Origin of the sequence: uncultured Parabacteroides sp. (genome assembly GCF_947855115.1) — a bacterium.
Classification (GTDB): Bacteria; Bacteroidota; Bacteroidia; order Bacteroidales; family Tannerellaceae; genus Parabacteroides.
Window position 1 is genome coordinate 195,384 of record NZ_CANTZW010000003.1, and the last position, 12,943, is coordinate 208,326.

General features: G+C 43.1%; 15 protein-coding genes. All 15 read right to left on the reverse strand.

Going from position 1 to position 12,943, the window contains the following annotated elements; all coding sequences use genetic code 11:
• The 15 genes from rplV to Q0110_RS04250 all read right to left on the reverse strand — a co-directional run bounded on the left by rplV (position 1) and on the right by Q0110_RS04250 (position 12,938).
• Complete coding sequence (rplV, locus tag Q0110_RS04180; RefSeq protein ID WP_005853972.1) at positions 1 to 411, reverse strand: 50S ribosomal protein L22; 411 nt, start codon at positions 409 to 411, stop codon at positions 1 to 3.
• A gap of 52 nt (positions 412 to 463) precedes the next feature.
• Positions 464 to 733 (reverse strand): 30S ribosomal protein S19, encoded by a 270-nt coding sequence (gene rpsS / locus Q0110_RS04185; protein ID WP_005634738.1) that lies wholly within the window; start codon positions 731 to 733, stop codon positions 464 to 466.
• 20 nt (positions 734 to 753) lie between these two features.
• On the reverse strand, positions 754 to 1,578 hold the full coding sequence (gene rplB, locus Q0110_RS04190) for a 50S ribosomal protein L2 (RefSeq protein ID WP_297902983.1): 825 nt from the start codon (positions 1,576 to 1,578) through the stop codon (positions 754 to 756).
• Positions 1,579 to 1,586: 8 nt separating this feature from the next.
• Positions 1,587 to 1,880: a 50S ribosomal protein L23 gene (gene rplW / locus Q0110_RS04195; protein ID WP_297902987.1), complete on the reverse strand. Its 294-nt coding sequence runs from the start codon at positions 1,878 to 1,880 to the stop codon at positions 1,587 to 1,589.
• 11 nt (positions 1,881 to 1,891) lie between these two features.
• Entirely contained in the window at positions 1,892 to 2,521 is a 630-nt protein-coding gene (gene rplD / locus Q0110_RS04200; RefSeq protein ID WP_297902990.1) for a 50S ribosomal protein L4, read from the reverse strand.
• A complete protein-coding gene (gene rplC / locus Q0110_RS04205; RefSeq protein ID WP_297902993.1) occupies positions 2,521 to 3,138 on the reverse strand; it encodes a 50S ribosomal protein L3 in 618 nt (205 codons plus the stop codon). Before rplC ends, rplD begins: the two co-directional genes overlap by 1 nt.
• Before the next feature lie 21 nt (positions 3,139 to 3,159).
• The gene (gene rpsJ, locus Q0110_RS04210) at positions 3,160 to 3,465 is read right to left on the reverse strand and encodes a 30S ribosomal protein S10 (protein ID WP_005853961.1); all 306 of its coding nucleotides are present in this window, start codon (positions 3,463 to 3,465) and stop codon (positions 3,160 to 3,162) included.
• A gap of 22 nt (positions 3,466 to 3,487) precedes the next feature.
• Positions 3,488 to 5,614: an elongation factor G gene (gene fusA, locus Q0110_RS04215; protein ID WP_297902996.1), complete on the reverse strand. Its 2,127-nt coding sequence runs from the start codon at positions 5,612 to 5,614 to the stop codon at positions 3,488 to 3,490.
• A 22-nt stretch (positions 5,615 to 5,636) separates the two neighbouring features.
• Entirely contained in the window at positions 5,637 to 6,113 is a 477-nt protein-coding gene (rpsG, locus tag Q0110_RS04220; RefSeq protein ID WP_075966671.1) for a 30S ribosomal protein S7, read from the reverse strand.
• A 155-nt stretch (positions 6,114 to 6,268) separates the two neighbouring features.
• On the reverse strand, positions 6,269 to 6,679 hold the full coding sequence (gene rpsL / locus Q0110_RS04225) for a 30S ribosomal protein S12 (protein WP_297903007.1): 411 nt from the start codon (positions 6,677 to 6,679) through the stop codon (positions 6,269 to 6,271).
• Between the two features lie 233 nt (positions 6,680 to 6,912).
• Positions 6,913 to 8,760: a DNA mismatch repair endonuclease MutL gene (mutL, locus tag Q0110_RS04230; protein ID WP_297903017.1), complete on the reverse strand. Its 1,848-nt coding sequence runs from the start codon at positions 8,758 to 8,760 to the stop codon at positions 6,913 to 6,915.
• Positions 8,760 to 9,062 (reverse strand): hypothetical protein, encoded by a 303-nt coding sequence (locus tag Q0110_RS04235; RefSeq protein WP_297903020.1) that lies wholly within the window; start codon positions 9,060 to 9,062, stop codon positions 8,760 to 8,762. Before Q0110_RS04235 ends, mutL begins: the two co-directional genes overlap by 1 nt.
• 32 nt (positions 9,063 to 9,094) lie before the next feature.
• Entirely contained in the window at positions 9,095 to 10,696 is a 1,602-nt protein-coding gene (locus tag Q0110_RS04240) for an OstA-like protein (RefSeq protein ID WP_297903023.1), read from the reverse strand.
• On the reverse strand, positions 10,693 to 12,057 hold the full coding sequence (locus tag Q0110_RS04245) for a peptidylprolyl isomerase (RefSeq protein WP_297903026.1): 1,365 nt from the start codon (positions 12,055 to 12,057) through the stop codon (positions 10,693 to 10,695). Before Q0110_RS04245 ends, Q0110_RS04240 begins: the two co-directional genes overlap by 4 nt.
• Positions 12,058 to 12,083: 26 nt before the next feature.
• Entirely contained in the window at positions 12,084 to 12,938 is an 855-nt protein-coding gene (locus tag Q0110_RS04250; RefSeq protein ID WP_297903029.1) for a peptidyl-prolyl cis-trans isomerase, read from the reverse strand.
• Positions 12,939 to 12,943: the final 5 nt, after the last annotated feature.

The window sequence follows — 12,943 nt, forward strand, 5'->3', positions numbered from 1 at the left end:
TTAATTTTGACTATCGTTTTTACTAAGTGTATCAACAAACAGAGTTACATGGTTCGAGCGTTTACGAATTCTGTAACCTCTTCCTTGAGGAGCCGGACGCATTCTCTTCAATGTAGTAGCGCAATCAACGCTGATTGAAGATACGCATAACTCTCCTGCTTCTGCTTTACGTTCATTTTTCTGTTCCCAGTTTGCGATTGCTGAACGAAGCAATTTTTCTACTCTTGCTGCAGCTTCCTTGTTTGAAAACTTCAAAACACCAAGCGCACGGAATACTTCCATACCGCGAATCATGTCTGCTACCAAACGCATCTTACGAGGAGAGGTAGGAACATTATTCAACTTCGCGAAATACATGGTCTTTTGGGCCTCTTTTCTTGCTTCAGCTGATATTCTTTTTCTAGCACCCATTTTATTCGATTCTTTTTATTTTCAGATTCCTGAATTCCTGTTACTACCGATATTATTTCTTCTTGTTACCGGCGTGACCGCGGAAAGTACGTGTCGGAGAAAACTCTCCCAACTTGTGACCTACCATATTCTCGGTTACGAAAACAGGAATAAATTTATTTCCATTATGAACTGCAATAGTATGGCCTACAAAATCAGGCGAAATCATTGAAGCTCTTGCCCATGTCTTAACTACGGCTTTCTTTCCTGACTCATTCATAGCCAGAACTTTCTTCTCAAGCTTTACATTAATATACGGGCCTTTTTTTAGCGAACGACTCATAGTTTACTTAATTAATCAGATTATTTCTTTCTTCTTTCAATAATATACTTTGAAGAATGCTTCTTAGGAGCTCTAGTCTTCAAGCCCTTAGCATATAAGCCATTACGGGATCTAGGATGACCTCCGGAAGAACGACCTTCACCACCACCCATTGGGTGATCAACCGGGTTCATAACAACACCACGGTTGTGAGGACGACGACCTAGCCATCTAGAGCGACCGGCTTTACCTGATTTTTCAAGAGCATGGTCTGAGTTACCAACTGCACCAATTGTAGCCTTACAAGTCGCAAGAATCTTTCTAGTTTCACCAGAAGGCATCTTAATAATCGCATAAGCGCCTTCCTTTGAAGTCAGCTGAGCGAATGCACCTGCGGAACGTACCATTTTGGCACCCTGTCCAGGACGAAGCTCAATATTGTGAATAATAGTACCAACGGGAATATTTGCCATAGGCAAAGTATTACCTACCTCAGGAGCTGCGTCGCTACCTGAAACCACTGTCTGGCCAACTTCCAATCCGTTCGGAGCGATGATATAGCTCTTAGCTCCATCAGCGTAATACAACAAAGCGATACGAGATGAACGGTTAGGATCATACTCGATAGACTTTACTGTCGCAGGAATGCCATCCTTATTTCTCTTGAAATCGATAATTCTGTACTTTTGCTTATGACCGCCACCGATATAACGCATTGTCATTTTACCAGTGTTGTTACGGCCACCTGTACTCTTCTTACCTACTACAAGAGACTTTTCTGGTGTACTTGCAGTGATTTTATCAAATGCACCAATAATCTTGTGTCTCTGCCCCGGTGTCGTGGGCTTTAATTTACGTATTCCCATTTCTTTTTTTAGATATTACTAAAGAAATCAATTGTTTCTCCTTCTTTCAACGTTACGATCGCTTTCTTGAAAGCAGCTTGCTTACCATTGATAATACCAGATTTAGTATAACGGCTTTTGCGCTTTCCTGAGTAGTTGATGGTATTAACATCAACTACTGTAACACAGTACATATCCTCTACAGCTTTCTTAATCTCCAATTTATTGGCATCAGGAGAAACGCGAAAACCATAGCGATTCGGAAATTTCTCTGTGATCGCTGTTTGTTTCTCAGTTACTATAGGCTTAATAATAATTCCCATTATTCTACTCCTTATGCTTTAAAATTTTGTTCAACAACAGCGACTGAACTTTCCGTCAAAACCAAATTAACTGCGTTTAACACAGCGTATGTATTTAGTTCAGAAGCAGTTATTACATTTGTCTTCTCTAAATTTCGAGCGGACAAATATACTAAATTATTCTTCTCCGGTAAAACCATAAGTAACTTTTTATCAGCCACTTTCAGGTTTTTAGTAATTGTTATAAATTCTTTAGTCTTAGGGGTTTCCATCGTGAAATCCTCTACGACAACAATCGCATTGTTCTTTGCCTTGTAGCTCAATGCTGACTTACGAGCCAAAGATTTTACTTTCTTGTTTAGCTTGAACTCATAGCTACGAGGTCTCGGACCGAACACACGGCCACCGCCCACCAACACCGGAGAGTTAATATCACCACGACGTGCGCCACCGCCACCTTTCTGACGGATCAGCTTACGTGTACTACCAGATACTTCACTTCTCTCTTTTGACTTATGTGTTCCCTGACGTTGATTTGCCAAATACTGCTTTACGTCTAAGTAAATAGCATGATCATTGGGTTCAATGCCGAAGATCGCATCACTCAAAGTTACCTTTCTTCCGGTATCTTCTCCTTTAATATTAAATACGCTCAGTTCCATTACTTTTCAATTAATAAGATTGAACCTTTTGCTCCTGGAACAGATCCCTTTACCAATAAAAGGTTGTGTTCCGGCATTACCTTGATCACTTGAAGATTCTGTACAGTCACACGCTCGTTACCCATCTGGCCACCCATGCGCATACCCTTGAATACCTTTGCTGGGTAAGAACAAGCACCGATAGAACCCGGTTTACGGGCACGGTTGTGCTGACCGTGAGTAGTCTGGCCTACACCACCAAAACCATGGCGTTTTACTACACCTTGGAAACCTTTACCCTTTGATGTACCAACTACATCCACGAAACCTGCGTCTTCCAAGAAGTCTACAGTGATCACGTCACCCATCTTGTACTCAGTCTCGAAATTCTTGAACTCGGCCAAGTATCTCTTGGGAGTTACACCTGCTTTCTTGAAGTGCCCCATCTCCGGCTGCGTAGTATGTTTCTCTTTCTTGTCGACGAAACCTAACTGTACAGCTTCATAGCCATCTTTCTCCAAAGTCTTAATCTGTGTAACTACACAAGGACCTACTTCGATAACAGTGCATGGAAGATTTTTTCCCTCGGCACTGAAAACGGATGTCATTCCGATTTTTTTTCCTAATAATCCCGGCATTTCACTTTTCTTGTTAAAAACTTACACTTTAATTTCTACTTCCACACCGCTAGGTAACTCTAGCTTCATCAAAGCATCAACCGTCTTTGCGGTTGAGCTATAGATATCGATTAATCTCTTATAAGAAGAGAGTTCGAACTGCTCACGAGATTTCTTGTTAACGAAAGTTGAGCGGTTCACTGTAAAGATACGTTTGTGCGTAGGAAGAGGTATAGGACCGCTAACGATAGCACCTGTAGCCTTTACCGTCTTTACGATCTTCTCGGCAGATTTGTCTACCAGAGAATAATCGTAAGACTTCAATTTAATTCTGATCTTTTGGCTCATATTTATTATATGTTTCTAAATATTATTTGATCAAATCAACGCGACCTTGAACCTCTGTCAATACTTGCTTAGCGATAGAAGAGGATACTTGAGCGTAGTGTGAGAACTGCATTGAAGATGTTGCGCGACCTGAAGTGATCGTACGCAAAGCTGTCACATAGCCGAATGTCTCAGCCAATGGCACTTTAGCCTTCACGATACGAGCTCCCGTACGGCTAGTCTCCATTCCCTCAACCTGTCCGCGACGCTTGTTCAAGTCGCCGATAACATCACCCATGCTCTCTTCCGGAGTAACAACCTCCATTTGCATGATCGGCTCCATCAAGACAGGACCAGCCTTAGCAGAAGCGTTCTTGAACGCCTGGATAGCGGCGATCTCGAAAGACAACTGATCAGAGTCCACCGGGTGGAAAGAACCATCAATCAAAGTTACTTTCAGCTTATCCAAAGGATAACCCGCCAATACACCGTTCTTCATTGCCTTCTCAAAACCTTTCTGTACAGACGGAATGAATTCCTTAGGGATGTTACCACCTTTCACCTCATCGATGAATTGCAAAGTACCCTCGAAACTCTCATCTGCCGGCTCTATACGAACGATGACATCCGCAAACTTACCACGACCACCTGATTGCTTCTTGTAAACCTCGCGAAGCTCAACCGGCTGCGTGATAGCTTCTTTGTAAGTAACCTGCGGGCGACCTTGATTACACTCTACCTTGAACTCACGACGTAAACGGTCGATGATGATATCCAAGTGAAGCTCACCCATACCACTAATAACAGTCTGGCCTGTCTCCTCGTTCGTCTGTACACGGAAAGTAGGATCCTCCTCAGCCAATTTGGCCAAGCCCATACCTAACTTATCCATGTCCTTTTGAGTTTTAGGCTCTACGGCAATACCGATAACCGGTTCCGGGAATTCCATAGACTCCAACGTGATCGGATGATTCTCATCACAAAGTGTATCACCTGTGCGGATATCCTTAAAACCAACACCAGCACCGATATCACCACAACCGATCACTTCCATCGGATTCTGCTTGTTAGAGTGCATCTGGAACAAACGGGAAATACGCTCTTTCTTTCCGGAACGAGTGTTCAATATATAAGAACCAGCGTTGATAGAACCTGCGTATACGCGGAAGAAACACAGACGACCGACATATGGGTCTGTAGCGATCTTAAATGCCAACGCTGTCAATGGCTCCTCGAACAAAGGCTTGCGAGTGATGATCTTGTCAGGATCGGAAGGATCCGTTCCCTCGATAGCCGGAGTATCCTCTGGAGAAGGCAAAAACGCACAAACTGCGTCCAACAATGTTTGTACACCCTTATTCTTGAAAGAAGAACCACAAGTCATCGGATTAATCTGCATAGCCAACGTACCCTTACGGATAGCAGCCATGATCTCTTCTTCCGTGATTGTAGAAGGATCGTCAAAATATTTCTCCATGATAGCGTCATCGCATTCAGCCAATGCTTCTAGCATTTTGTCACGCCATTCTTCAGCCTCAGCAAGCAAGTCTGCCGGGATTTCCTCTACGCTGTATTCAGCACCCATAGTCTCATCATGCCAGAAGATAGCCTTCATCTTAATCAAGTCTACAACACCCTTGAAAGTCTCCTCAGCCCCAATAGGGATTTGGATCGGACAAGGATTAGCTCCCAACACTTCTTTCACCTGGCGAACTACCTCGTAGTAATTAGCACCCGAACGGTCCATTTTGTTTACATAACCGATACGAGGCACATTATATTTATCAGCCTGGCGCCATACGGTCTCAGACTGGGGCTCAACACCACCAACGGCACAGAATGTAGCAACAGCACCATCCAATACACGAAGAGAACGCTCTACCTCAACCGTGAAGTCAACGTGTCCCGGAGTGTCAATCAAGTTGATTTTATAACGGTTACCCAAGTAGTTCCAGAATGTAGTAGTAGCAGCGGAAGTAATCGTGATACCACGCTCTTGCTCCTGCTCCATCCAGTCCATCGTAGCAGTACCATCATGAGTCTCACCGATCTTGTGTGTCAAACCTGTGTAAAACAAGATACGTTCGGAAGTCGTTGTCTTACCAGCGTCAATGTGAGCCATGATACCGATGTTCCTAGTGAACATCAATTGCTTATCGTTGTTTGCCATATTCTTCTTATTGCCTTAAAAATTAAAATCTGAAGTGAGCGAACGCACGGTTAGCCTCAGCCATACGGTGCATATCTTCTTTTCTTTTAAATGCGCCTCCTTGGTTATTGAAAGCATCTACAATCTCTGCAGACAACTTGTCAGCCATAGTCTTACCTCCACGCTTGCGGGCGAAGATGATAAGGTTCTTCATAGAAATTGACTCTTTACGATCCGGGCGGATTTCAGTAGGGACTTGGAATGTAGCACCACCTACACGGCGTGACTTAACTTCGACTTGAGGGGTAATATTATCAAGCGCAGCTTTCCAAATTTCGAGAGCGGATTTTTCCTCGTTAGGCAACTTAGCCTTAACGGTTTCCAAAGCGGAATAGAAAATTTCGAAGGCAGTATTTTTCTTGCCATCATACATCAAATGGTTAACGAATCTCGTAACCTTTACATCACCGAAAACAGGATCCGGGAGGATCTGTCTTTTCTTTGGTTTTGCTTTTCTCATTTTGTTTTCAAAAAATTTGTTCTTGTCGTTGGTTGCCTTTAATTTGTCTTCAACGGTTCCGCTGAACCATTTACTCAACCTTATAGCCTATCCAAATAACTCAAACCTGTTTTTAATACTTAAATTTAAATCTCAGTTTGAAGGCATGTAACTAATTACTTCTTCTTACCTTTTGCGGTAGCTGCTGCCTGACCTGGCTTCGGACGCTTAGCCCCATATTTGGAACGTCTTTGCGTACGACCGTTAACACCTGCTGTATCCAATGTACCACGTACGATGTGATAACGCACACCCGGAAGGTCCTTTACACGACCACCACGTACCAATACGATAGAGTGCTCTTGCAAATTGTGTCCTTCTCCCGGAATATAGGAGTTAACTTCCTTACCATTTGTCAAACGTACTCTCGCTACTTTACGCATTGCAGAGTTAGGTTTCTTCGGAGTCGTAGTGTAAACACGTACGCAAACGCCACGTCTTTGAGGACAAGCGTCTAATGCGGGTGATTTACCCTTCTCCACCAAAGTTTCCCTTCCTTTTCTAACTAATTGCTGAATTGTAGGCATTTCTTTCTTTTTTTAAACTTTGAATGTGTTATTATTTATCTAATCTTTTCTATTTCGAGTCGCAAAGGTACACATTATTTTCGGACAATCAACAAGTTGTGCCTGCTTTTTTCGTACACTTCACACTAAAAACGGTGCAAAGGTACACATTTGTTCTCGTTTAGCAAGGTAAGAGTTGATAATATTTATCAATATTTAACATTTTCTTTAGAAGGTTACTCCTAGGATCGACCTCAAAACTTAAATCTTTTCTCCAACTCATCGTCTGTCAGCATTGAGATGATCGTCTTCCCGTCTGGGGTCAGGTTCGAATCCGGGCTAGAAAATAGGGAAGCAATCAAATGATCCATCTCCTCCGATGACAAGGATTTACCGGGACGGATAGCGGCGGCTTTCGCTAAAGACAAGGCTATAGCTTCGCAGATTTTCTCATGCACTTCGCATCCGGTCTCAATCGCACGATCTACGATATCCTTTACCAAGTTTACCGGATCAAGGTTTTCTATGCCGGCAGGAAGACCATTGATCGCATAATTGTCATTTCCCAAATTACTCAGGTCAAAACCAACGAAACGTAAATCCTCTAACAAAGATGGCAACACGGCTGCCTCGGCAGCGGTAAATTCTACGATCTCCGGGAATAAGACCTGTTGAGAGACTCCTTGCTGCTGACGAATATTCGAAAGATATTGGTCGAACAAGATACGGACATGCGCACGATGCTGATCTATAATCGCCAAACCCGATTTCAAGGAAGTCACGATATATCGCCCCTTATATTGATAACAAGGATTACTTAACGCCGAAAACAGGCTTTCCGGATCCGAAGCCTCGACCGACAATTCCTCCACTGGAGTATCCTCGAATGTCTCAGACTCTAATTGAACGGCCTTCCGGTCATTCTCAAATCCTTGGTATAACTTAGACCAATCGAATTCCGGTTTCTTATAAAAGGTAGTGTCAAATGGATTATAACTGGAATCTACTTGTACTTTCGGTACTTTGTCTCTACCGGATTCATTATTCTTGACCGGATTATAAACAGGGATATCAATTGCGTCCTCCACGTCGAAATCAATCGTGGGGATAGCACTCGATTTTGCTAATGCCTCCCGTGTCGCAGCAACCAAGATCTGCCAGATCGGTTGTTCGTTCTCGAATTTAATCTCCGTTTTCGTCGGATGGATATTGACATCGATCGAAGAGGGGTCTAACGTGAAATAAACGAAATAATTCGGCATATCCCCGGTAGGGATCAACTGTTCGTAAGCCTGCATAATCGCCTTATGGAAATAAGGATGCTTCATATAACGGCCATTTACGAAAAAGAACTGCAACGCCCCTCGCTTCTTCGCAGAATCCGGACGGCCTACAAAACCAGAGATCGTTACCATCGAACTCTGGGCATCCAGAGATAACAGCTTCTGATTTAAATTCTTACCATATACATTAATAATACGCTGGCGTAAGCCCGACTCGGGCAAATTGAATATCTCTGTGTCGTTATGATAAAGAGACATACCGACTTGTGGATTCACCAAGGCAATCCGCTCAAACTCATTGATGATATTCCTGAATTCTGTCTCATTCGATTTCAAGAATTTCCTGCGGGCCGGAACATTAAAGAAAAGATTTTTTACAGAGAAGATGCTTCCTTCGTTACATACCTCCGGCTCAATACTCTCCAACTTGGAACCTGCGATAGACAGGCAAGTACCAAGCTCCGTCCCCCTAGCCCGGGTACGCAACTCAATGTGGGCAACTGCGGCGATGGAGGCTAATGCTTCACCCCGGAATCCCATCGTGTGTAAAGAGAATAAATCCTCGGCCGTAGAAATCTTAGAAGTAGCGTGTCGCTCAAAAGCCATGCGAGCATCTGTCTCGGACATGCCTCTCCCATCATCAATCACCTGTATCAATGTCTTACCCGCATCCTTTATGTTCACTTGAATATTGGATGCACCTGCGTCCACCGCATTCTCTACCAACTCTTTTACGACAGAGGCTGGACGCTGGATCACCTCTCCTGCCGCAATCTGGTTGGCAATATGGTCCGGAAGTAAATGAATGATATCGCTCATTACCAGAACATATACCACAATAAGGCGAGTAAGACCGCTAAAGCTACCGCCAGTTTCACATTCTTATACCTACGAGTACGGGAATCCTCCCCTCGTCCTACGCTTTTCTTCAAATGTGAGGTACCTTCGATGAAAGTTCCCTTGATATGTGGCCTATATTCCTCTAATGATTCCTCCACCCCCATTTCACGTTTAACCTTACTTATACGCTCTTCCAAAGCTTCCTTATGGGGATCCCAATAAATAGGCTTGTGATCAAATTGACGCGGTTTACGCATGTTATAAAACGAGAAAAGTGCCATAGTCTTTACCTATATTAATTATAAATACGACGCTAATGTACAAATTTATTGCTTCTTTTAGGAGCATCTTGAACTTTTCTTTTCACGACTTGATAAATATCATCCTTATCTTTCGGACGGATATAATCAAACCAATAAAAGTCTTTCAGGTATTTCTGCTCTGGCTTCAAATCGGGAATAGGAGTCATCGTCCCCGTGGGAGTCGGCCAAATTTTTAGTTTATCTAGCTGATTGTCTTTTAACCAAATCGTAAGGAAACCACTTTTTGTCTCATTCATACCGACCATTGAACCATCTTTCTCCAATGGGAAGAAAATCGACTCTGCATTACCCGATACGTCGATTTGGTTCACGACCTGCCCTTCAAAATAGGCCTTCAGATCATTTCCCTTTAATTGATTGAATGCTGTAGAATCAATTTGTTGTATAGCGAAAGCGAATTGCTTCACATGAGCGAAATCAATCGAGCTATCGTTCATGAATATCAAGATCGTATCACCATAGATCTGATACTGCTCATTCCAGACGATAGGATCCGTATACATATATAATACAGAGTCCCTCGTATTAAACTGCATCGAATCGCAAACGCCCTGCATATCTGTCCGGTAAAAACGGACTCCATAATAGGCCTTCACTTCCCGGTAAAGAGAATCTACCGTAGTCATCTTCATGGTATCGCCATGTAAATATAGCGTATCTCCCTGACTGAACTCTAAAAAACGAGCGCTATCCGTGGCGAAGGCATATTCGGTTTTCTCGTTGTAAAAACCATATTGACCTTCCAGCGCAACATGCTGTGCCGTGTCTCGTAGGCTCATATTGCCGAACGCCTCCCCAAAGCCCAATTCCCTATTATAAGCGATAGAGTCACCTGTCAAGATACGGTTACCAGAGACGACCTGAGAGCGGTCCAGTAATAAAGAGGTATTATTCACGGTATCATACCAACCTCTAGAGGAATAAATCGTCCCACTGTCCGATACGATGATAGAAGGCCCGAGTATCGTAGCGACCTTCGAGTCTGTGTTATAATGTAAGGTATCCGAATACAACGTGAATTGCTCATTATCCAAACGAACACTGTCATTGAAAATAGCCAATTTTGTACTCGGTGAGTATTGTCCGTAAAAAGAAGAGAGCTGGTTCAACGAATCAACGATCAAACCTCCATCGAAATAGTATCCGATATCCGGGATTCGCTCATAATTTAAGCTATCTGTAAACAGGGTAACTTGTCCATTCTCCATACGGACATTCTCTCGCAAGTAAGCGATCTGGGTATTCCCATCGTAAAACAGGTAATCTCCATACACGAACAAGGTATCTCCTTGCTCCATCCGGACATTACTAAACGCTTCCAAAGAATTGGTCTGCTCGAAGAAGTATGCACTATCGCAATACATATACGAGCTATCATGACGAAAACAAACATCACCATTCAACACCTGAGCCTCGGCGTTCCTCTCCTCGTCGAATGAAAGCGTATTCGCATGCTCTAAAAAGACTTTTGTCTTCTTGGGAGCAATACTGTCTTTGGCGGCCACCGTCGTGCTATCTTGTGTTTGCGCATATACGCCAACAGATAAAGCACATAATAAGACCGCTAGAAATAACCTGCTAATTAATCTCATTCCTTAATCCAACCCGGATATTTGAAATCACAATTCTTCCAACCTTCGCTAATGCGCACGTATGTTGATTTTTGCTTTTTCGTGATCCAGTTATTCAGTAACTCCTCACGTTTCTTAGCCTCTACAATCGCTTTCAATGCCTGGAAGTCATCGGCTAGATTCGCCTTATGCCCTTCTGTCCGAGCTTTCAACTTAACGATAGCGACTACCTCTTTCTGCTTATTCGTCAGCATCGTGAATGGCTTGGAAATCTCCCCGACTTCCATACCGTATACAACCTTACCGATCTCCTGTGGAAGCTCTTGCATCTCAAACTTAGGGGTACCCATATTACGACTCTCATAATTTTGGTTTACCATCAAACCTTTATTATTACGCGTATCCTTATCATAAGAAACGAATGTAGCAGCTTCCTCAAACGTAAACTTATTCGCTTGCAAATCATTATACAAAGAATCCAAACGAGTGGTAGCATCTGCTAATTCTTTATCGGATACCTTTGGTTTCAACAGGATATGGCGGCAGTTAATACGGTCTCCGCGTTTCTCAATCAACTGGATGATATGATAACCATATTCCGTTTGCACGATCTGGGAAACACGCTTCGAATCCTTCAGGTTGAACGCAACATTCGCAAACTCCGGCAACAACTGAGTTTTGCTCATGAAGCCTAATTCACCTCCCCGAGAGGCCGAACCCGGATCCTCCGAATACAAACGAGCCAACGTAGAGAACTCCATCTTTCCAGCGTTGATCTGATCCGTAAAATCACGCAAACGAGCCTTGATAGCATCCGTTTCCTCAAATGGAATCTTAGGTTCTAAGGTAACGATTTGCACCTCTACCGTAGTAGGTATGTTCGGCAGACTATCTTGAGACAACTGGCTAAAATATTTACGGACCTCAGAAGGGGTCAACTTGATCTCACCGATCAGTTGCTGTTGCATTTGCTGCACGATCTGCTGTTCTCTCACCATCTCCTTACGCTCGTCCTTGATCTGGGAATACTTCTTACCGAAATACTCCTCCAATTTCTCACGAGACCCGATTTGATTCACTGCCATGTTCATCCATTGATCCACACTCTGAATCACCTGATTCTCGTTCACGGTAATACTATCGATCTTGGCTTGATTCAGATATAGTTTCTGTATCGCCATCTGCTCCGGGATCACGCAATACGGGTCACCGTCCAAACGGATCCCTTCGTTTTGATTATACAAACGTTGCGTCTCAATATCCGAACGTAAAATAGCGTCATCCCCTACCACCCACACAATTTCATCGATTACATTGTCTTGCGCCATTACAATGCAAGAACAACAGGCTAGAAAGAATACACTTAAAATCTTTTTCATCATGTCTATCCAATTTATAAAATTAGAGATCACGGCTCGGAATGGAATTCCACGTCACCGCTCCGGATCGCATCGTTATATAACTCGTCTTCAAAATTTCTCAAGAATTCAACTTTTCGTTGATTAATCAGCATTTCCATGACATGCGGACTCGCATAATCATATGGCTCCACACTGCCAGATGGCAAATACTCCTTGATATTCAACAGATAGCAATAACTACTATCTGCTACTTCAACAGACTTATTTGCCTTCAGAAATACGTTCGGATTCGATACATGGACTGGTATATTATCCATTACCTCATCGAAATCAACCCATTTGTCGTAAAAGTACTCATAAATCGTGGCATTTTGCACACTATATTTCTCAATTTTTTCTAAAGAGGCCACATCTGTCGATTTGTACCACTTTTTCACATCAGCAAGTCCGGGGGCATCTACCGGGATTTTCAAGAACAATCCCTTGATCAAGCCTTTATCCAAGATGAACTTTTTCTGATTTTCCTCGTAATAGTTTAATTTATCACTTTCCCGGATATCTGCTCTCAACTTCTCCTCTATCAACCGTTCTTGATAACGGTAACGGACCAAAGAACGCCTGTATTCCTCAACTAATTCATCGACCTTCTCTTTTTCATTCCCCAAGTTACGCAAGGCCACGTCGTACACTAATACATCCTTTACCCATTTTTTAATAAAATTCTCGGCCAACAACATACTATCAGCGGAGGAAGTTCCCCGAGGAATTAGCTTATTCACCTCCGAACGACTCAGGGTACGCCCTTTCACGCTAACCAAGACATCCGTAGTATCAACCGGCTGAGAACCTTTACAGGCACCCAACAACACAACGAACGCTAGGAACATGAAGACCTTCCTCATATCTA